This window comes from Pseudoalteromonas sp. NSLLW218, assembly GCF_015864775.1.
Lineage (GTDB): Bacteria > Pseudomonadota > Gammaproteobacteria > Enterobacterales > Alteromonadaceae > Pseudoalteromonas.
The window spans coordinates 143728-165724 of sequence record NZ_JADYWO010000001.1 but is presented as its reverse complement, the minus strand read 5'-3'; the positions used below and the strand labels follow the sequence as shown (position 1 = coordinate 165724).

Annotated in this window: 15 protein-coding genes; 4 read left to right on the top strand and 11 right to left on the bottom strand. The window is 39.8% G+C overall.

The window, feature by feature from the left end; genetic code table 11:
• Positions 1–21: 21 nt before the first annotated feature.
• The 4 genes from I6E80_RS00660 to I6E80_RS00645 are packed head-to-tail and all read left to right on the top strand — an operon-like array spanning position 22 to position 11457.
• Positions 22–6741, top strand: coding sequence for an Ig-like domain-containing protein (locus tag I6E80_RS00660; protein WP_197184525.1), 6720 nt, complete (start codon positions 22–24; stop codon positions 6739–6741).
• 9 nt (positions 6742–6750) lie between these two features.
• A complete protein-coding gene (locus I6E80_RS00655; protein WP_197184524.1) occupies positions 6751–7584 on the top strand; it encodes an MBL fold metallo-hydrolase in 834 nt (277 codons plus the stop codon).
• A 20-nt stretch (positions 7585–7604) separates the two neighbouring features.
• Positions 7605–9824: an adenylate/guanylate cyclase domain-containing protein gene (locus I6E80_RS20590; RefSeq protein ID WP_331459307.1), complete on the top strand. Its 2220-nt coding sequence runs from the start codon at positions 7605–7607 to the stop codon at positions 9822–9824.
• Positions 9796–11457, top strand: a complete 1662-nt coding sequence (locus I6E80_RS00645; protein WP_197184523.1) for an HD domain-containing phosphohydrolase — start codon at positions 9796–9798, stop codon at positions 11455–11457. Before I6E80_RS20590 ends, I6E80_RS00645 begins: the two co-directional genes overlap by 29 nt.
• A gap of 281 nt (positions 11458–11738) precedes the next feature.
• Here the strand turns inward: I6E80_RS00645 and I6E80_RS00640 are convergent, their stop codons facing one another.
• The 11 genes from I6E80_RS00640 to I6E80_RS00590 form a co-directional block, all read right to left on the bottom strand.
• On the bottom strand, positions 11739–13166 hold the full coding sequence (locus I6E80_RS00640) for an NAD-dependent succinate-semialdehyde dehydrogenase (protein ID WP_197184522.1): 1428 nt from the start codon (positions 13164–13166) through the stop codon (positions 11739–11741).
• 339 nt (positions 13167–13505) lie between these two features.
• On the bottom strand, positions 13506–13844 hold the full coding sequence (gene fdx, locus I6E80_RS00635) for an ISC system 2Fe-2S type ferredoxin (protein ID WP_002958430.1): 339 nt from the start codon (positions 13842–13844) through the stop codon (positions 13506–13508).
• An 11-nt stretch (positions 13845–13855) separates the two neighbouring features.
• A complete protein-coding gene (gene hscA, locus I6E80_RS00630) occupies positions 13856–15718 on the bottom strand; it encodes a Fe-S protein assembly chaperone HscA (protein ID WP_197184521.1) in 1863 nt (620 codons plus the stop codon).
• Positions 15719–15759: 41 nt separating this feature from the next.
• The gene (hscB, locus tag I6E80_RS00625) at positions 15760–16287 is read right to left on the bottom strand and encodes a co-chaperone HscB (protein ID WP_024598032.1); all 528 of its coding nucleotides are present in this window, start codon (positions 16285–16287) and stop codon (positions 15760–15762) included.
• Positions 16288–16382: 95 nt separating this feature from the next.
• Positions 16383–16706, bottom strand: a complete 324-nt coding sequence (gene iscA, locus I6E80_RS00620; RefSeq protein ID WP_007377674.1) for an iron-sulfur cluster assembly protein IscA — start codon at positions 16704–16706, stop codon at positions 16383–16385.
• 12 nt (positions 16707–16718) lie between these two features.
• On the bottom strand, positions 16719–17102 hold the full coding sequence (iscU, locus tag I6E80_RS00615) for a Fe-S cluster assembly scaffold IscU (protein WP_002958426.1): 384 nt from the start codon (positions 17100–17102) through the stop codon (positions 16719–16721).
• A 41-nt stretch (positions 17103–17143) separates the two neighbouring features.
• Positions 17144–18361, bottom strand: a complete 1218-nt coding sequence (locus I6E80_RS00610) for an IscS subfamily cysteine desulfurase (protein WP_182720558.1) — start codon at positions 18359–18361, stop codon at positions 17144–17146.
• Positions 18362–18385: 24 nt separating this feature from the next.
• Positions 18386–18877 (bottom strand): Fe-S cluster assembly transcriptional regulator IscR, encoded by a 492-nt coding sequence (gene iscR, locus I6E80_RS00605; protein ID WP_007586371.1) that lies wholly within the window; start codon positions 18875–18877, stop codon positions 18386–18388.
• 236 nt (positions 18878–19113) lie between these two features.
• Complete coding sequence (gene trmJ, locus I6E80_RS00600; RefSeq protein WP_024589846.1) at positions 19114–19839, bottom strand: tRNA (cytosine(32)/uridine(32)-2'-O)-methyltransferase TrmJ; 726 nt, start codon at positions 19837–19839, stop codon at positions 19114–19116.
• Positions 19840–19996: 157 nt separating this feature from the next.
• Entirely contained in the window at positions 19997–20752 is a 756-nt protein-coding gene (locus I6E80_RS00595) for a class I SAM-dependent methyltransferase (protein ID WP_024598033.1), read from the bottom strand.
• A gap of 57 nt (positions 20753–20809) precedes the next feature.
• Positions 20810–21988, bottom strand: a complete 1179-nt coding sequence (locus I6E80_RS00590; protein ID WP_170072604.1) for a response regulator transcription factor — start codon at positions 21986–21988, stop codon at positions 20810–20812.
• Positions 21989–21997: the final 9 nt, after the last annotated feature.

The following is a 21997-nucleotide window of genomic DNA, read 5'->3' as shown; positions in this document are numbered from 1 at the left end:
TTTTATTATGGAGTATTTAAAATGACAGCAAAAAATATATTTTTGCTTGGTTCTATGGTGTTTTTGTTAAGTGCTTGTGGAGGTTCAGAAGAAAGCCCTGCTCAAGAGACTATACAATCACCTACAGCTGAAGTATTAACGCCAACAGTGACTAGCTATATAAATTTAGCTGGCGTTATAGCAAGTAATCAAAACAAGAATACAAAAGTTTTAGGTGCTGTCACTTCAAGTAGAGGAGTTGTTGGATCAAGCATAGCCAATACGCGCGCTAATATTGTTTTTTCACAAATAAACGAAACCGTGCAAGGCAATGTTTCTTTTTTACTTGAAGCTTCGGATGCGGATGGCATTGCTGAAGTTAATTTAGTGCTCCCTAGCGTAAATAAAAGCATATCACTGTGTTCTTCTGATTGTGGTTTTGACTACGAAAAATCAATTATAGGCCTCAGTCCTGTGCTTTATGGGGTAACTCCAGGAGAGATACGCCTAGAAATATGGATAACTGACACTTTAGATAACCAAGTCCTTGCTGATGCAATTACTTTTAACTGGCAACCATATCAAATTGAAGGGGTTACAGCTCAGCGAGACGAAGATAATATTAATATTTCGTGGCAAGCTAACCCCGAACTTAATCGTTATAATGTTTATATTGCAACTCAAGCGGGTGTCTCATCTACTAATATTAATGAGTTAGAAAATGGGCAACAATTTTTAAGTATTCAAGATACTGCATTGAGCATTACCGAGTCATTGACAGATAAAAGTTATCAAGTACTTATTACCGGTGTTGATGGCAGTGGTGAAAGTGGCTTTGCTAATACAATAAATATAGCACCAGTGGGTGGAGAGCTTGCATTTGCGCCAGAAGCTAATGCCGATCAGTTTCAGATAAGTGAAGATCAAACTCTACAAGGCAACGTATTAACAAATGATACAAATCAATACAGTGGCGATTTACGTGTAAATGCTGATGCCTTAATTCTACCGCAGCATGGCACGCTTAATATAAATGAAAATGGGGATTTTACTTATATCCCTATTGCAAACTTTAATGGTGAAGATGCCTTTAGCTATCAAGTTGCTAACGAGCTAGGTATGACAGACACCGCAGTTGTAGAGATAACTATTTTAGCTGTTAATGACGCCCCTATTGCGCTTGATAATACTTATAACATTACAAACAATGGAGCCTTAGTTGTCCTATCGCCTGGCTTACTTATTAACGATAGCGATATAGACTTAGATAACTTAACTGTTGATACAACGCCTGTTAACGAACCGAAAAGAGGACAATTAACTCTTTTTGATAATGGTGGCTTTGAATACCAAGGCGAGCAAAACATGCAAGGTGAAGACAGCTTTCAGTATAGAGTTGTTGATGCACAAGGTGCTCAGGCTATTGCAAATGTAACCATTGTAAGTTCAAACACTAACGTAGCCCCCGTAACAAAAAATGATAGCTATAGTTTAAGCGAAGATGAAACACTTGTGGTTACAGCAGCCAATGGTGTGCTTAGTAACGATACTGATCCAAATAATGATAGTTTTTCAGTTGATGAAACATTTATTGTAGCACCAACACATGGCCAACTATTGTTAGCAATTGATGGCAGTTTTAGTTATGTACCAGATGCAAATTTTAATGGTGTTGATCAATTTCAATATCAAGCTATTGACGCTTTAGGAGCGACTTCTACAGCGACAGTAACTTTAATAATAAACAGTGAACCTGATAACCCTGTTGCACAAAATGATGCCTATCAGTTTAGTAAAAATAAACTATTTGAGGTAACTACGCAAAATGGCCTACTAGTTAACGATTTTAATATTGAGGCTGGCGATTTATCAGTTAATACTACTGCAATTAATACGACTCAAAATGGCGAGCTTACATTAAAAGTTGATGGCTCGTTTACTTACCAGCCAGACTTAGGTTTTATTGGTGTAGACAGCTTTACTTATTCAATTTCAAATGAGCAAGGCTTAACCGCGACAGCCCAAGTAACATTAAGTGAAAGCGGTGTTAATACTTTTCCAGAAGCCAATGACGATCAATATACGTTAGGTGAAGACAGCTCTGCATCTCTATTAGATGTGCTAGCTAACGACACTGATGCAGATGGCGATACAATTACTATTTCTAACATACAAAATATTGTTGGAGAGGCGACTATTGTTGCCGGAAAAATACAGTTTACTCCACCAGCCAACTTTTCAGGTGAGATAGTACTAACTTACACCATTACTGATGGCTATAGTGTTGGTAATGAAGGTATAAACGACAGAACAGCTAGTGTGACTATTACAGTTACACCCGTTAATGATGCCCCTATTGCAAATGCTGATTCAGTAACGATGAACGAAGATGGCCCTGCGGTATTAGTTAACGTATTAGCTAACGACTCCGATATTGATGGCGATACTCTTGCAATAACAGCTGCTACTGCAGATATAGGCTCTGCATCTGTTGTTGATAATAAAATCCAATACACGCCTGTTGCTAATACAAATGGAACAGCAATTATTAGCTACACAATAAGTGATGGAAGCGGCGGTACTGCAACTACTAACTTAACAATTACTATACTACCAATAAATGATACTCCAATTGCAAACGCTGACTCAGCTACAATTGATGAAGATGCTGCTCCAATACTAATAAACGTATTAGCAAATGACTCTGACGTGGATGGCGATAGCCTCATGATCAGCGCTGTCTCGGCAGATACTGGCTCGGTCTCAGTGATAAGCAATCAAATTCAATACACACCTGAGACTAACAGCAACGGTTTAGCAACAGTTACTTATACTGTAAGTGATAGTAGCGGTGGTACAAGTACAACAACATTAACTATCACTATTACTCCCGTAAACGATGCCCCAGTTGCAAACGCAGACTTGGCTACCATGGCTGAAGATGCTGCGCCAATACTAATAAACGTATTAGCAAATGATTCAGACGTGGATGGTGATAGCCTCACGATCAGCGCAGCCTCGGCAGATATTGGCACAGTCTCAGTGGTTGGCAATCAAATTCAATACGCACCTGCAGCCGATAGCAACGGCTTAGCAACCGTCACTTATACTGTTAGTGATAATAATGGTGGAACGAATACCGCTACGGTTACTATTACGATAACTGCAGTGAACGATGCACCTGTTGCTAATAATGATACCGCGACCATGGCTGAAGATGCAGCGCCAATATTAATAAACGTATTAGCAAATGACTCAGATGAAGACGGCGATAGCCTAACAATAAGTGCAGCCTCAGCTAATATTGGTTCGGTTTCAGTAGTTGGCAATCAAATTCAGTACACACCTGCAGCCGATAGCAACGGCTTAGCAACAGTTACTTATACTGTTAGTGATAATAATGGTGGAACGAATACCGCTACGGTCGCTATTACGATAACGGCAGTGAACGATGCACCGATTGCCAATAACGATACCGCGACCATGGCTGAAAATGCAGCACCAATACTGATAAACGTATTAGCAAATGACTCAGATATAGATGGCGATAGCCTGGCAATCACTTCAGCCTCAGCCGATATTGGCTCAGTCTCAGTAGTTGGCAATCAAATTCAATACACCCCTGCACCGAATGAAAATGGACTCGCCACTATAACTTATACTGTTAGTGATAATAATGGTGGAACGAACACTGCTACACTCACTATTACGATAACTGCAGTAAACGATGCGCCTGTTGCCAATAACGATACCGCGACCATGGCTGAAGATGCTGCACCAATACTGATAAACGTATTAGCAAATGATACTGACTCTGATGGCGATAGCTTGGTGATTGCTTCAGCCTCAGCTGATATTGGCTCGGTCTCGATAATTGGCGATAAAATTCAATATACACCTGCAACCAATATCAATGGACTTGCCACAGTAACTTATACTGTTAGTGATAATAATGGTGGAACCAATACAGCCACAGTAGCCATTACCGTAACAGCCGTTAACGATGCCCCCGTAGCGTCAGTTCAAATTTTTAGTATTAATGAAAACGCTACAGATGGTGACATTATAGGAACTGTTAGCGCGTCAGATATTGAGAACCAGACTTTAACTTATAGTTTAACTGGCGGTGACACTGCTTTATTTGAAATTAATAGTAGCTCTGGTGTTTTATCAACCGCAGGTGAAAGCCCATTTGATTTTGAAACAACTAATCAATATATCTTAAATATCACTATAACTGATGATGGCACCCCTAATGAAAGTTCAAACGTTAACATAACCGTTAATATTACTGATGAAGTTGAGCTTTTTATACCAACTGAAGATGTGGCATTTGGCCGCCCAATTACAGGAGAGCTTGATCTTTCAGACATTTTTTCTGGTGGCGAATTTAAAGACAGTATAGAGCTTAATGGCAACCTTTATTTTGTTGGTTTTACCAACAATGCTGATAAAGACCTTCTTATTGTCTCTTACTCAAACAATGGTGATATGAATACTGCCTTTAATAACACCGGCACTAAAATACTCGATTTAGATCAAGACGAAGAAGCCACCGCTATTATTTCTGACGGTACAGATCTTTTCATTGCCTATTCTAGTTTTGATGGCACCCATAATGAAGCTTGTATACTTAAAATGGATCTCGCTGGAACGTTAAGCACTGGTTCGGATGATGACGATGATGACGACGACGACGATGAAAGTGGCGCAGATATTCAATGTACAACGCTTAATAGTACTACCGTTATTAATGACCTTGAAATTGATGGCGATAAATTACTGGCTGTGGGCAAACACTTTGACGGCACTCAAAACGATAGCCTATGGATACATTACAAAAAATCAGATTTAGATTTTGAGAACTCTACTCCAGCTATTGTAGATGTTAGCGGCGCTAATCGAGATGATGAAGGCTTTGCCGTTAAGAACTTTGATAAGTCTGATTACTTAGTTGTAGGGAGTGTTACCAATGCAGAGGGAACAAAAGACTCTCTACTTCGTTATTTAAAATCTGATGGCGATAATGACAATAACTTTAATGGTGGCGCTGCACTAACAATTGATATATCTGATAATAATACAGACGACGAACTTTTTGCGGTAGGCGGAGTTGTTGATTCTGAATTTACTGCCTTTGCCGGTGGGTATGTAACAAGAACCAGCGGTGAAAAAGAAGCCGTAGTATTAGCTATTAATGAAGATGGGGAACTAATTACCACTTTTGGCAGTGCTGGTATAGCAATTTACGATGTTGATGGTAATGGCGGAAATGGTAATGGCGGCGCTAAAATTTCCGGTATTAAACACGAACCTATTAACAATGGTATTAGTTTTTCGGGGACTACAGGCGTATCAGCCTCAGAAAAATTATTTTCAGCACGGATTAATGATGAAGGTACTTTAGATGGCGCCTATGGCACCTCCGGCATTAATATAATTGATGGTATAAGTGGTAAGCAATTTGCCAATACTTTAGCTATCGACTCTAATGACACTATTTGGGTAGCAGGTGTTAACGATGATTCAAATACAAAACCGTTTATTGCAGCAATTGACGATAAAGCCACATTATTTAGTAACTTTGAGACCAATGGTCACTTTACCTTTACTAATTCAGTAGATGCAACTAACGATGAATCAATGCACGTTTTACAGCTTAGCAATGGCCCTGATGCTGGGAAATATATTCTTGCATCAACGGCTAAATCAGGCTCAATTACTAAGTTAGTATTAACACGCTTTACGAGTGCGGGTGATATCGATACTGGCTTTAGCGAAAGTGGCCATAAAGAAATTGCCATAGGTTTGAGTAACTCACGCATCGCTTTAACCGAGCAAAGCGACGGTAAATTAGTTATTGCAGGCTCTAAAAATAGTGAAAATGGTGAAGCGGGTTTTGTAGCTAAAGTTGATCAGTCTGGTAATTTAGACACATCATTTGCAACAGACGGTGTATACACAAGCTCTGTAAGTGGCGCAGAATTGGTAAACCTAATAGATATCGCTCTTGATAATAGCGGTAACATTATTACTGTTGGATCAATCGTAACAAGCGGTACTCCTAGCCCAATCGTTATAATGTTAACGCCAGAAGGCACCCTCGAGCCTAACTTTGGCACTGGCGGAAGTATCATAGGCTCAGCCTTTGAGTACTATAACCGCGTACATACCGACAATGCAGATATTTTCATTGGTGGTAAATCAGTATTAAGTGGCACTTCAAAGCTAATTGCATTGAAGCTAAGCTCAAACGGTACTGAGGTCTTTAAGTATGTAGGTGAAGAAACCACAGATACCGACAATAAAATAGCGCAGATTTTAACTGACACAACCGGGAAGTTATATTTAATAGCAAACCTTATTGATTCGCCAAATAAAGCCAATGTTATTAGGTTGCTTGTTACGGGTGCGCTTGATACTAGCTTTGCTTTAAATGGTGTCGGTGAATATACCTTGGCATCAAGTGGTGACACTGAGCTAAGCGGTGCAGCGCTCAATAGCAGCAATCAACTTATTTTAGCAGGCAAGGCTAACGATAAAGGAATGTTAGCGCGTATTTTAACTAACGGTACTTTAGATAATACGTTTGGAGCCAGTGGTGCCGGATTTTATGAAGCAAGCCAATGTGCCAGCACACATGTATTTACTTCAATTATCTTGCAAAATGATACTCAAGTTGTCCTAAGCAGCACCTGTAATGATACTAACTCTAACAATGTTAGTATTTCTAAATTCAATTTTGAAGAAGATGGAGCTTAGCCTTAAATTATGAAAGTTGAATTTTTTGGTGTTAGAGGCTCAATGGCTTCAGCTGGAAGTAATACCCACATTTTTGGGGGAAATACCTCATGTGTGTACATTGAACAAAATAATGGCAAAGATCTTATTTTAGACTCTGGTACCGGTATTGTAGAACTCGGTACACGTTTATTAGAAACACAAAGCCCTATCAATATTTTGCTAACACATAATCATTGGGATCATATTCAAGGGTTTCCTTTTTTTAAACCTATATACCAACCCAATCGCGATATAACTATTGCTGTGGGTAACGTTGATGATAAAAAAAGCCAAGATGCCATATTAAAGCAAATGAGTGGTTCGTACTTTCCGGTGTGTTATCAAGATTTACCTGCCAACATTACGCTTAATACTGATTTATCGTCTCACAAGCAGTTTACACTTAATGGTTTTTTGGTTTCGACTGCTCCACTAAATCACCCAGGTGGTGGTACTGCTTATTGTATTAAAGCGGATGAAAAAAAGGTGGCTTACGTTACCGACAATGAGCTAAACCCGCCAGAAAAAGCAAAAACAAGCATTAGCGAATGGGTCAACTTTATTGAAGGCGCTGATTTACTGATTCATGATGCTCAATTTATAGATGCAGACTTGCCTCTTAAACATGGTTGGGGGCATAGCACTATAGATCAGGTTGCTGAGCTGGCTATAAAAGCGAGTATTAAAAATGTGGTTATTATTAGCCACGACCCATCAAGAACCGATGAGCAGTTATCAGCTATAGAAAAATACCTACAAACAAATTACGCAAAACAAGTAACGATTGAATGTGGTCGAGAAGGACGAGTTTTTGATTTTTAGCCTATCAAGGAGCGTTACTCATTAGTTCCTTAAAACCAATTACTTCAAAGCACTTTTTCATTGGCGCTGTTATTACATTATTAATCGCATCAATAGAGCTATTTTCAACTGGGTCGCTCGCAAAGTTAGTTAACCGCGTAGAAGGTATAATATACGACTCTCGGCTTTTACTAACACTTTCAGAGGCGCCTAGGCGCATTGATGAATCTGTAGTAATAATTGATATCGACGAAAAGAGTATGCAAGAACAAGGGCGCTTTCCTTGGAGTCGCTCAAAAGTAGCTGACCTTGTTACAAAGCTTACTGATGCAGGTGTTATTGTTATTGCATTCGATATATTTTTTTCTGAGCAGGAAGAAAACCCTGTTACAAAAATCATGTCCGAAATACCCGATTTATCAAAAAAGTACACTATTCCCTTTGCTGAAATTACTAAACAAGTCGATGCAGACTCAAAACTAGCAAGCGCATTATCTAAAAATGATACTGTTCTTGGTTTTTTATTAATTGATGAACAACTCACAAATAAAAACTTGCCAGCTAAAAGCAGTGTTGTATGGGCAAATGCGGATCATACTAATTCACAAATAAACCACTTCCCTGGTGCTATTGTAAATATTCCTAAGCTGCAAAATGCGACAACGGGTACCGGTTTTATTAATGCACATAGCGATGAAGATGGTTTTATACGTAAAGCAGCTCTTGTAAATCGAGTTGGCGATACACTCTACCCTTCTTTAGCACTTGAAGTTGCTCGGCTGTATACCCTTGCTGAAAACATAGAAACCCGTTCCAATATATTAAATGATATAACCTTATTCGAAGGTATAAAGTTTCAAGATAAGTGGATTCAAACTGATGAGTATGGGCAAGTATTAATCCCTTACAAAGGCCGTGCGCATAGCTTTCCTTATTATTCGGCTACCGATATTTTGACTCAGCGAATTGGCTCAGAGGAATTAGAAGGCACTGTAGCGTTTATTGGCACATCGGCAATTGGGCTCGCTGATTTAAGATCAACGCCTGTTGGTTTGCAGTACCCTGGTGTTGAAGTACATGCCAACATATTTGAAGGGTTAATGCACCCAGAACTACTTCCATCTAAACCTAATTGGTCACTGGGAGCAAGCTTACTCATCATTGCATTAACTGGTAGCGTATTGTCGTTTTTTAGCCACGGTAAAAGCGCACGTTTTATTATTATTTTGTCTCTTATAGTCACAAGTGTTGTTATATTTTCAAACGTTTATTTATGGTCTGTACAAAAAATTAGTTTACCTTTATTAATGCCTCTTTTACTCATCATTATATTAGCGGGTTACTACATCATTGTTGGATCTATCGCTGAGATGAAGCACAGCCGAAAAATAAAATCGATGTTTGACCAATATGTACCTCCTGAGCGTATAGACCAAATGATATTACAAGGTAAAAGTTTATCTCAAAAAAGTGAGCGAAAAAATATGACGGTGCTATTTGCCGACATCCGTAGCTTCACTTCTTTATCCGAAAGTATGTCACCTCATCAATTAAGCGACTACTTAAACGAATATCTTACAGCTATTACCAAAATCATATTTGATCATAACGGAACTATTGATAAGTACGTAGGCGATATGGTGATGGCATTTTGGAACGCCCCACTAAAAGATGAAAACCACGCTCGCCATGCTGTTGAAGCCGCAATGGCTATGATAAACGGGTTAACGCAAATAAATCAGTTATTTGCAGAAAGCAGCCAGCCTGCAATAAAAATTGGTATAGGCTTAAGTACTGGCGACATGAATGTAGGTGATATGGGATCGGTTTACCGTAAAGCCTATACAGTTCTTGGTGATACTGTTAATTTAGGTGCTAGAGTAGAAAGCTTGACCAAATTTTACGGCGTAGCTATTCTTGTTACAGAAGAGACTATGAAGGAATGCCCTCATATTTCATTTCGTTTAATAGATAAAGTGCAAGTTGTCGGAAAAACAACGGCGGTACAGTTGTTTGAGCCTATAAATTTTATAGATAAGCTCGATGAAGAGCAGTTAAATGAAGTTGAAAAATCACAGCAAGCCATAACTCTTTTTTATAATAAAAAATGGCCACAAGCACTTAGCTTATTTAAAGAACTACAAAGCACGACCGTATTTAGCTCTGACGTTTATAGTATTTTTATCGAACGTATTAAGGGCACTGATTTGCAAACACTCGCTAAGGATTGGAATGGTGCCTTCAAACATACTAAAAAGTAGTAAACATATGCGACAGCACATTATAGATAAAACAAATCTTCAGCATTTTATCGATATTAGCATTAGGCTAACAACAGAAAAAAATTCGTCTAAGTTACTTGATGAAATACTGCAAGTTGTGATGTCGATAGCAAATTCTGATGCTGGCAGCATTTACTCTATTACCCCAAACAAACAACTCAAGTTTGAAACGGTAATAAATAAATCATTGAATCTCTATTTAGGTGGCACTTTAGGGAGCCCTGTTGATTTTCCTAATATTGATCTTTTTATTGATGGCAAACCAAATGAAACAGCTATTGTTGCTCACTCCGCGAACTCTGGCGAAGTGATTAATATTCCTGACGTGTATGATGCCCTGCCCTTTGATATGAGCGCAGCTCGCAAAATGGATGCACGCACGGGCTATCGCTCTGAGTCCATGCTAACAATTCCCTTGAAAGATCATGAAGATGATATTATTGGTGTCATTCAGCTTATAAATGTTAAAGACGAGCAAAATAAAAATATTCCTTTTAGTGAAGAACTCGCCACTTTAATTCGATCTTTTGCCTCTCTAGGCGCTATTTCATTAACTAACTCAACACTGATTAAGGGGATGGAAGATCTTTTTTCAACCTTTGCTGAAACAATTGCAATGGCAATAGATGAAAAATCACCTCATACCGGCGGCCATTGTAAACGAGTGCCAGCGCTCACATTAATGTTAGCTGATGCAGTCCATGATATAGATAAAGGCCCATTGGCTTCATTTTCGATGAGTGAAGCTGACCGCCATGAACTTGATATAGCAGGCTGGTTACATGACTGTGGGAAAATCGCGACTCCCGATCACATTATGGAAAAGTCGACAAAACTAGAAACTATTTTTGATCGAATAAAATATGTAGATGCTAAATTTGAAATAATTAGCCGAGATTTAAAAATAGCGTATCAGCAAAAAATTATCTGTGCGATGAAGCTGCAAAAACCTATCGAAGTTCAACAATTTGAACGACTACTTGATACCGAACTTAAACAGTTGGCATTAGACCGTGCATTATTACAGCGTGTTAATGTAGGGGGCGAGTTTTTAGGTGATGCAGAACTTGAGCACATTGAACGCATTGCAAACAAATACCAACTCGTTATTAATGATATTAATACACCATTGCTCTCAGCTGATGAAGTTGAAAACTTAACAATACGAAGAGGCACGTTAACCGAAGCCGAACGTGAAGTAATGAAGCGTCACATGGATGTAACTAAAAATATTTTAGATGCCCTGCCGTTCCCTAAACACTTAAGCAATGTTACTGAATATGCTTTAGGTCATCATGAAAAACTTGACGGTACTGGTTACCCTAGAGGTTTAACCAAAGAGCAAATGTCGGTGCCTGCGAGGTTAATGGCTATTACGGATATTTTTGAAGCGCTGTCTGCGGTAGACAGGCCTTACAAAAAAGCAAAACAGGTCAGTGAATGTTTATTTATTTTGGGGTCAATGGTTGCTAAAAACCATCTTGATGCTGACATTTTTGCTATTTTTATTGAGTCACAAGTTTATAAAAATTATATCAATGAGTATGCAAATCCTGAGCAGTTAGATGAGATAGATTTTGATAACTTACCAGGCTACACACCTATAAGTTAATAGCTATAAAAGCGCATTTCCATCTAAAAAGCTTTATTGCAAACAAAACTATTCAAACAAAAAAATGCCACCTTACGGTGGCATTTACACACGGGGTTATTTCTACTTATAGAAATCCTTTTACTTTTTATTTGTTTTTTAGTGTTGTTTTATTAACAAAAAATATGGTCATAAAGGTAGCATTAAGCGCTTTATGTAGCAACCGTAAAAGAAAAAGTTCATTTTTCTGCCATATTTCTGAAATAAACCAAAACGCAATTAAATTCGCTTCTAAAAAACAGCTATATCTTTATACACACGTATTTTTCTTCTAGGTATTCATCAAGCCCTTGATGCCCGCCTTCGCGGCCTAAACCTGATTGCTTAACGCCACCAAATGGTGCAACTGGGTTGGATATAACACCTTCATTTACGCCGACCATACCAAATTCCAGCCCCTCACTAACTCGGTAGACTTGCTTAATGTTTTGGCTGTAAAAATAAGCAGCTAGACCAAATGGTACATCGTTAGCCAAGGCAAGCACTTCGCTTTCTTCATCAAAAGGAATAACCGTTAATACTGGACCAAATACTTCTTCGTGGTAAATATCCATCTCGGTAGTTACGTTATTTACTATTAATGGGTTTTGAAAGCTGCCACCTAAGTCACTATTATCGCCAATCAACGTAGCGCCTTTATCGAGTGCGTCTTGTACTAACTGTTGTACTTTCTCTTTGGCTTTAGGATAAATGAGTGGACCAATATCGACATCGTCTTCAAAACCATTTGCCACTTTTAACGCTGCAACCTTAGGGGTGATTTTTGAAAGTACTTTATCGAGAATATTACGCTGTATAAAAATACGGTTTGCAGCAACACATGCCTGCCCACTATTTCTAAATTTAGCCGCCATTAGTCCTTCGACTGCTTCATCTAAATCTGCATTATCAAAAATAATAAAAGGAGCATTACCACCGAGCTCCATTGATGTACGTTTAATTGTGTCTGCACATTGCGATAGTAACTGCTTACCTACACCGGTAGAGCCGGTAAATGTAAACTTACGCACGACTTCTGAATCAGTCAGCATTTTACCGACTGTTTTAGCATCTTGTGATACGAGTACGTTAAATGCACCTTTAACAAAACCAGCTTGATCGGCCAGATAAGCAAGTGCAATAGCACATAGTGGCGTGTGTTCAGAAGGTTTAAGTATAAAACTACAGCCCGCAGCGTAAGCTGGAGCTACTTTACGAGTAACCATAGCAACAGGGAAGTTCCACGGCGTTATACCCGCTACAACACCTACAGGCTGCTTAAAACTAGTTAAACGATGCGAGTTATCTGTTGGCGGAATTACATCACCGTAACTGCGCTTGGCTTCTTCTGCAAACCATTTGATAAAACCAGCACCGTAATCAATTTCGCCAAGGGATTCTTTAAGCGGCTTGCCTTGCTCTTTGGTCATTAGCTCTGCAAGAGTTTGTTTGTGCTTTATAACTAGCTCATACCAGCGCATTAACGTTTCGCTTCGCTCGGTCGCATTCGTAGTTTTTAACTTAACAAAAGCCCCTTGAGCTGCAGTTATTGCGCTATTTACACCCTGCTCGTCAATATCGCTTACATCAACAATACTTTCTTCGGTCGCGGGATCGTTAACGCTAAAGCGCGTATCAGTTTTATAAAATTCGCCGTTAATAAATGAGTCTGAGAAAGTTAAATTATTCAAAATAGATCTCCTAAAGGCTACGTATAAAAATTACAGGTACGTGTTAATTTAGTAACAAGCGAGGTGTAAAACCTCACCTACATCAACACATACGCCAAACTTGTAGGTGCGAATTTATTTCGCGCTTATGCAACATAGCGAGGTATAAAACCTCACCTACATCAATACATATACCAAACTTGTAGGTGCGAATTTACTTCGCGCTCATGTAATTTGGTTTTAATGCAGCTTTAATGCAAAATAAAGCGAGATATAAAACCTCACTTACAAAAATGAACGCATACAAACAAAAAAGCCGCTGTATCAAACAGCGGCTTTTAATATATACATCGTTAAAAACTAGTGCTCTTCATTAACGATATTGAGATTGTACTTAGGTATTTCAACCACCAAGTCCTCATCTCTTATAATTGCTTGGCAACCAAGACGTGACTCAGGCTCTAAGCCCCATGCTTTATCTAGCATGTCATCTTCTAGCTCATCACTTTCTTCAAGTGAATCAAATCCTTCACGAATCACTAAATGACACGTAGTACATGCACACGACTTTTCGCAAGCATGCGCAATGCTAATACCATTTTTAAGCGCAGCGTCGAGTACTGTTTGGCCTGTAGGTGCTTCGATTGCAGCGCCGTCAGGACATAATTCAGGATGTGGAAGAAAAACAATTTGTGGCATTCTAATCTCTCTTAAATGTTGTCTACTGACTGCCCTGTAAGGGCTTTTTTAATTGATGCATCCATTCTGCGCGATGCAAAGTCGCTACTCGCATTATCGACTTTTTCGATAGCTGCTTTAATTTCGCCAGGCTCTTGTGCATTTTCGCGCACTTTTACCAGTTCTGCAATTTCAGTGCGTAAGTTAGCTAGTTGCATATCATCAAGCAATGCACCATCAGCTGCAAGTGATGCATTAAGCGCTTCTATTACACGCAGTGCTTCTACTTGTTGCTCTTTGAGCATACGCGCTTGCATATCACCTTTCGCGTTACTCATTGACTCTTTTAGCATGTTAGCTACTTGGTCGTCAGATAAACCAAACGAAGGCTTAACTTGAATTTCAGCTTGTACGCCTGTTGATTTTTCCATTGCAGATACACTTAATAAACCATCTGCATCTACCTTAAAGGTTACACGAATATGCGCAGCGCCTGCCGCCATTGGTGGAATGCCTTTTAAGCTAAACTTAGCAAGCGATCGACAATCATCAACAAGCTCACGTTCACCTTGCAGCACATGTAATGACATGGCTGTTTGGCCGTCTTTGAACGTTGTAAACTCTTGCGCGCGTGCTACCGGAATCGTCGTATTGCGTGGAATGATTTTTTCAACCAAACCGCCCATAGTTTCAAGGCCTAGCGACAACGGCAATACATCAAGTAACAACATGTCAGAATCAGGCTTATTGCCAATTAACACATCAGCCTGAAGCGCAGCACCTAGTGCTACTACACGATCTGGGTCGATTGAAGTCAGTGGCTCTTTATCAAAAAAGCTTTGTACTTGGCTACGTACCAGTGGCATACGAGTTGAACCGCCTACCATAATAACTTGCAGTACTTCGTCGTTTTCTATGCCAGCATCTTTTACAGCACGACGACACGAACGCAGCGTTTTTTTTACGAGTGGCATAGCCATTTCGTCAAACGTTTCGCGCGTTACTTCAACGGTGTATTTTTGGTCGGCAAACTCAAGACCCACATTTACTTTGGCGTATTGGCTTAGTGCCTCTTTACATGCTTTTGCTTTATTGATGAATAAACGTAAAACTGAAGGTGATAAAGCTGAGACACCCGTTTGCTGCTTAAAGTAATCAACAAGGAGCGAATCAAAGTCATCGCCGCCGAGGCTAGAGTCGCCACCGGTTGCCATTACTTCAAACACACCTTGGTGTAATCTAAGTACTGATATATCAAATGTACCACCGCCTAAATCGTAAACAGCAATAATACCTTCTTGGCCAGAATCTAAACCATAAGCAACAGCTGCTGCTGTTGGCTCATTTAATAAACGTAGTACGTTAATACCAGCAAGTTCTGCGGCATCTTTAGTACTTTGGCGCTGTGCGTCATCAAAGTACGCTGGTACTGTGATTACAGCCCCTAAAATTTCTTGGTTGCCAAAACTTTGCTCAGCACGTGCTCTTAATGCAGCTAAAATATGGCTTGATGCTTTAATTGGACTGATTTTGCCAGCTGCAGTTTCTATTGCTAGCGCACCATTGTCTTCACAAAATTCATACGGTAATTGGCCATAACTTTGCTCTATTTCAGCCTGAGTTTTGCCTAAAAAACGCTTAACCGAAATAAGTGTATTAGCAGGATCTTGCGTTGCTGCTTGTGCAGCCTCTGCGCCAACAGTAATACCGCCAGCTTGATAACGAACAACCGACGGTAACATAGCCGCGCCAAGATCATCAGTTAACGTGCGGGCTTCGCCACTTTGTACTGTTGCAACTAATGAATTAGTTGTACCAAGGTCAATACCAATAGCTAGTTTATGTTCGTGTGGTGCCGCGCTCTGCCCCGGCTCAGCAATTTGCAATAATGCCATAATGCTCTTTAAACTCGTGTTGCTCGCTTTGCAGCAAGTAATTAATCGTCAAATAAACTGTCTTCAATGCGCTCTAGTTCGTCACGCAACTTATAAACAAACTTCAGTTTACGAATATTATCTGCGGCAAGTTGATATTGCTGCTCATCGTTACTTGCTAGTTGCTCGGCAAGTTGCGCACTGTACTGCGCGTTTAGTTGCTTAATTTGTTTTTCAAAATTTGCAATCGCAGTATCAGGATCGCTTGATGATGTTAGCTCTTCAAGCTCTTCGCGAAGTTCCATTTGCTGCATTAAAAACATTGGATCTTGCAAGGTTTGCTGCTCTGCACGAATATCAACACCTAGTTCACTCAACATATATTCAGCACGCTTTACTGGGTGCTTTAATATTTGTAGCGCATCGTTAATTTCGGCGGCGCTTTGCACAGCCATTAACTTATCGCGGCTGCTCGCATTCGCGTGGCGATCTGGATGTACAGTACGTTGTAATTCCAAGTAGTGCTTGTTAACTGTTACTAAATCAATATTGTAGTCAACTGGTATTGCAAATAACTCAAAATAGCGCATAACTTCAACCAATAAAATTCAGAAATTAATTTCAAAAATAACAAAGCCCTACATTAACTGGCAGGGCTTATTTATACTACAAAGATATTTAAATCTTAAACGGTAAAGCTTTCGCCACAACCACACTCGTCTGCTTGGTTAGGGTTTCTAAATTTAAACCCTTCATTTAAGCCTTCTTTAGTGTAGTCGAGCTCTGTGCCGTCGATGTAAACTAAGCTTTTAGCGTCAACAATTAATGTGACACCTTTAGCCGCAAAAGTTTCATCGTCTTCGTTTAAATCGTCAACAAACTCAAGTACATAAGCAAGACCTGAACAGCCCGTCGTTTTAATGCCAACGCGCAGGCCTAAACCTTTACCGCGGTTTGCTAAAAATGATTGTACGCGGTTTGCTGCCGCATCTGTCAATGTCACTGCCATGAGTTTCTCTTCTTACTTCGCTTGTTTGCTTTTGTAGTCTGCAATTGCTGCTTGAATTGCATCTTCGGCTAAAATTGAACAGTGAATTTTCACTGGTGGTAATTCTAGCTCTGCACTGATATCAGTGTTTTTAATTGTCGCTGCTTCGTCTAGCGTTTTGCCTTTAACCCACTCTGTTACAAGTGAAGATGAAGCAATTGCGCTACCACAACCGTAGGTTTTGAATTTTGCATCTTCAATAACGCCAGTGGCAGATACTTTAATTTGCAATTTCATTACGTCACCACATGCTGGTGCGCCTACCATACCCGTTGCCACTGACGGATCGTTCTTATCTAGAGTACCTACGTTACGTGGGTTTTCTACGTGGTCGATTACTTTATCACTATAAGCCATTATTCTATCCTCATTACCTGCTAGGGTATGTGCTCACACTATTAGTGGTGAGCCCATTCAACTGAATCTAAATCAATACCTTCTTGATGCATCTCCCAAAGTGGAGACATCTCACGTAGGCGACCGATAGAGTTTTTCATTAATTCGACGGTGTAATCAATCTCTTCTTCGGTAGTAAAGCGACCAATACTAAAACGAATTGAGCTATGTGCTAATTCGTCGTTACGGCCAAGTGCACGTAATACATAAGAAGGCTCTAAGCTTGCAGATGTACAGGCTGAACCTGACGATACTGCAATGTCTTTTACTGCCATAAGTAACGACTCACCTTCAACAAAGTTAAAGCTGATGTTTACAATGCCAGGTACTGATTGGTCTTGTGTGCCGTTAAAGTATACTTCGTCCATATCAGCCATAATGCCGTCGATTAAACGATTACGTAAGGCGCTGATGTGTGCGTGATCTTTTTCGAAATCTTGCTTAGCGATTTTAAACGCAGTACCCATACCTACTAATTGGTGAGTAGCTAGTGTACCTGAACGCATACCACGTTCATGTCCGCCACCGTGCATTTGCGCTTCAAGGCGAGCACGTGGTTTACGACGAACGTAAAGTGCGCCAATACCTTTAGGGCCATACACTTTATGTGCAGAGAACGACATAAAATCAACTTTAAGCTGTTGCACGTCAATTAATACTTTACCCGCGCTTTGCGCTGCATCTACGTGGAACATAATTTTACGTTCGCGACACATTTCGCCAATAGTCGCGATATCTTGAATTACACCTAGCTCGTTATTAACGTGCATGATGCTTACAAGTACTGTGTCGTCACGCATTGTGTCGGCAAGTTTTTGTAAATCAAGTAGGCCGTTTTCTTCAACGTCCATGTAAGTTACTTCAAAACCTTGGCGCTCAAGCTCACGACACGTGTCGATTACAGCTTTATGCTCAGTTTTAGCGGTAATAACGTGCTTACCTTTTTTCTTGTAAAACTGTGCTGCACCTTTAATAGCAAGGTTATTTGATTCTGTTGCACCCGATGTGAAAACAATTTCACGTGGGTCTGCATTAATTAAATCAGCAATATCTGTACGCGCTTGGTCAACAGCTTCTTCTGCTTGCCAACCAAAACGGTGTGAGCGTGACGCAGGATTACCAAACTTACCGTCCATTGTCAGGCATTGCATCATTTCTTTAGCAACACGTTCGTCAACAGGCGTGGTCGCTGCGTAATCTAAATAAATCGGTAACTTCATTTCTCTCTCCGCTGCAGGTCAACCTTAAAGTTGACAGCTTACTTGAATGTTTTCCAACTGCTTAATTGCATTATTGATACTGTTATCTTGGCGCGATGCTATTTCTTTCACATCTGATTTTTCCACCAATTCAGCAAGGGTAATATTATTCAAAAATTCTTCTATGCGTGCGCTTAAGTCTGACCACAAATTATGTGTTAAACAGCGCATACCACTCTGACAGCCGGTATCGGCACCTTGGCAACGTGTTGCATCGACCGATTCGTCTACGGCGCTAATAATATCGCCAACAGAGATAACGCTCGCTTCACGTCCTAGTAAATAACCACCACCAGGTCCACGAACAGAACTTACTAGGCCATTTTTACGTAAACGAGCAAATAATTGTTCAAGGTAAGACAAAGAAATTTCTTGTCTTTGTGAAATATCAGCAAGGGCTACAGGACCTACACCTGTGTGTAGTGCAACATCCAGCATAGCTGTAACGGCATATCTGCCTTTTGATGTTAACTTCATAACGCCCCCTGCACAAAAGAGTGCAAATTTTAATTACCAGAGTAAATTAGTCAAGTATTATCACTTGATAAAAATTTGATTTAGAAACTCATACTTTTAAATTGTAGAGTAAACAAATTTTCAATACTTGACCTCTTTGGTCAAGTATTACAGCTATTGTAATTACCTGAGTATTTTAGTCAAGTATTAGCTAGTTATTTACCTATTGGTTTTTATAACTAATAGCTATACCTAAGTTACTTAGGGATAGCCTTATTAATTGAGGTGAGAATACCGCGTAAAATATTCATTTCGGCATCTTCAGGGTGAGCTCGGTTAAACAAACGGCGTAATTTAGTCATAACTAAACCAGGGTGTTGTTTGATGATAAAACCTGTTTTGAAAAGTGTATCTTCAAGGTGATCATAAAACAGCTCTGTTTGCTTTGAGCTTGGGTAAACAGCATCGTCTTCTTCAACCTTTTTAGGTTGTTGATTTAAAAATGCCATACGCGTTTCGTAGCTAAGTGTTTGTACGGCCATTGCTAAATTAAGCGAGCTGTATTCTGGATTAGCAGGAATACATACATGGTAATTACAAAGCTGTAATTCTTCGTTAGTTAACCCACTGTTTTCACGACCAAATACTAGCGCTACAGGGCCATTTACCGCTTCAGCAACGAGTTTTTCACCACATTCACGTGGTTCAACCATTGGCCACGAAAGCGTACGAGAACGCGCACTTGTGCCAATCGTTAATGTACAGTCAGCGATAGCTTCTTCAACAGTACCTACAATAACTGCATTGCCTAAAACATCAGTTGCGCCTGCAGCTAATGCACTTGCTTGGCTGTCTATTTCGCAAGCAGGATCAACTAAATAAAGTTTTGATAAACCCATGGTTTTCATGGCGCGAGCCGCCGAACCAATATTGCCGGAATGTGACGTGTTAACTAAAACAATGCGAATATCATCTAAGATCATTACTGTGCTACTTTGCTATGCCAAAAAATTGCGCAAATTCTAACATGAAAGTGCAATAAGATCCTAGATTCAAAAGGCTAGATCCTAAGATCTAGCCCAATATAACAGTTCTTACATGGATCAGTTCTCGGGATATAACGCCGATTTGTTTTGATGCTTAAACCATTGCTGCCTTTACATAGACATCAAAACGGTTCTTTTTGGTTTTGATCTGCATGCTTGGGGTTTTGTCATTTAAAAATGGGGCGTAATCGGGGCGTTTTACTACTACGCGCTTACTGGCGAGTGGGTAGGCGAATTCGAGTAAATCGTCAGCGTCGGTATCTGCACCAACAAGTTCTTGGAATACGCGCATTTCTTTTTTAACTAATGCTGATTTTTCGCGGTGCGGGAACATAGGATCTAAATAAACCACATCGGGCATGCTTTCACATTGCGATAGTAGGGTATGGCTTGAACCAAATATTAGGCTCATATTTTCTTTCATCCACAAACCAATTTCAATATCGCTATAGGCTCGCTTTAAGCCATCGTATAAAAGTGCAGCTACAACTGGGTGACGTTCATGTAATATAACTTTGCACCCTAGCGAGGCAAGTACGAAGCCATCTCGCCCAAGGCCTGCGGTAGCATCGAGTACAACAGGCGTTGCACCTTTATTTAAGCCAACCGCTTTGGCAATTGCTTGCCCTTTACCACCGCCAAACTTACGCCTATGGGCGGCAGCACCGGTTACAAAATCAACGTTAATTGCACCTAGTTTAGGCTCGTCGGTTTTAAATAGGCTTAACCCTTTATCGTCGTAATGTAAGCTAAAGCCACTGCAATTTTGCGCCCATTGGGCTAAACCAAAGCGTGTTTCTAATTCATTTAAATAAGGGCGTAACTCTTTAAAAGCACACTGAATAACCACAATAAACTCCGACGATAAAATACGCCTGTAGTATATCAACCGCTTTACTTTAAAGCACTAAAATAGCTCTATATCACTATGATGATTAGTATTAACCTTTACTGCTTCCGCTTTAGTACGTAAATTAGATATAAGTTCATTGCGGCTTTCGGCAACCTGTTTAAGCTGATATTTGATAAAGGCTAAATCACTATTAGCCGATACAAATAACTGCATCGTTTGATCCAGTTGGGATATATATAAAGTGAGATCCGCGGGATTTGCTTGTGTTTGTTGTAGCTTAATGGCGCAGTCAAGTTCATGTAGCTGTTCTATAAATATTTTAGTACTTTTGTTTTGCTCTACATTTTGAGTAGTTAACTGCTTAACAATGTCTTGAAGGGCTGTACTTATTTGAGCTGCCTGCTCATAACTGCTTTCGCTTCTTTCCATGGTAACAACCTTCTCGTTGGTCACTTCTAATATATGCGGGAAAAGATCTTTGTAGCGCCCGTACAAAGCATCGTTATCAACAGGCATATTTTTTATCAAAAGGGATACTTTGGGATAATTAATAATAGTACTGCTACCAATATCAACAAATCGTTGAGCATGTCGATGCTGCTCTAGCAGCTCTTGCTCTAGCGGGCAAACACCACTTTGCTGGCTGTAAAAAATACCTTTGCTTTGATACCAAAACACAACCACAACATCTAAATTTAAAGGTGCAAAAAAAGTAAAAAAGTATTCACTCAACGATTGAAAGTTATTAGCGTGATAACTTTGTCCAACGTAGCGCATTATACGCCCCATATCGCCCGACTCTGTCATTGCTATTTCAGCTGTTTTATTCGCTTTTGCTATATCCAATTTAAGTTTTGCGCATTTTTGCCTATATTCGTAAAGTACCTTTATTCGCGCTATTAACTCTTCTGCGTTAAAAGGTTTTGTAATGTAATCGGATGCGCCGACGCTGTAACCTTTTACCCGATCGCTTAGCTCTATTTTAGATGAGAGAAACATAACGGGAATATCTTGAGTATTTTGACTTTGCTTTATTGTTTTACATACGTCATAACCTGACATACCTGGCATTTCAATATCGAGTAAAATAATATCTGGGTTGTATTTATTGGTTAGCCTTAATCCTTCATCGCCATCTTTTGCATGAATTATTTTACAAAACCCTGCTAAAGACTCTTCAATTATATGATGAACATACTTGTCGTCATCAATTGCCAATACCAACTTTGCCATGCCTTAGTC

What these genes read in the sequence shown, in the direction of transcription:
- I6E80_RS00660 (WP_197184525.1), top strand. Translation starts at nt 22, where the DNA reads ATGACAGCAAAAAATATATTTTTGCTTGGTTCTATGGTGTTTTTGTTA.
- I6E80_RS00655 (WP_197184524.1), top strand. Translation starts at nt 6,751, where the DNA reads ATGAAAGTTGAATTTTTTGGTGTTAGAGGCTCAATGGCTTCAGCTGGA.
- I6E80_RS00645 (WP_197184523.1), top strand. Translation starts at nt 9,796, where the DNA reads ATGGTGCCTTCAAACATACTAAAAAGTAGTAAACATATGCGACAGCAC.
- fdx (WP_002958430.1), bottom strand. Translation starts at nt 13,844, where the DNA reads ATGCCACAAATTGTTTTTCTTCCACATCCTGAATTATGTCCTGACGGC.
- hscA (WP_197184521.1), bottom strand. Translation starts at nt 15,718, where the DNA reads ATGGCATTATTGCAAATTGCTGAGCCGGGGCAGAGCGCGGCACCACAC.
- hscB (WP_024598032.1), bottom strand. Translation starts at nt 16,287, where the DNA reads ATGCGCTATTTTGAGTTATTTGCAATACCAGTTGACTACAATATTGAT.
- iscA (WP_007377674.1), bottom strand. Translation starts at nt 16,706, where the DNA reads ATGGCAGTGACATTGACAGATGCGGCAGCAAACCGCGTACAATCATTT.
- iscU (WP_002958426.1), bottom strand. Translation starts at nt 17,102, where the DNA reads ATGGCTTATAGTGATAAAGTAATCGACCACGTAGAAAACCCACGTAAC.
- I6E80_RS00610 (WP_182720558.1), bottom strand. Translation starts at nt 18,361, where the DNA reads ATGAAGTTACCGATTTATTTAGATTACGCAGCGACCACGCCTGTTGAC.
- iscR (WP_007586371.1), bottom strand. Translation starts at nt 18,877, where the DNA reads ATGAAGTTAACATCAAAAGGCAGATATGCCGTTACAGCTATGCTGGAT.
- trmJ (WP_024589846.1), bottom strand. Translation starts at nt 19,839, where the DNA reads ATGATCTTAGATGATATTCGCATTGTTTTAGTTAACACGTCACATTCC.
- I6E80_RS00590 (WP_170072604.1), bottom strand. Translation starts at nt 21,988, where the DNA reads ATGGCAAAGTTGGTATTGGCAATTGATGACGACAAGTATGTTCATCAT.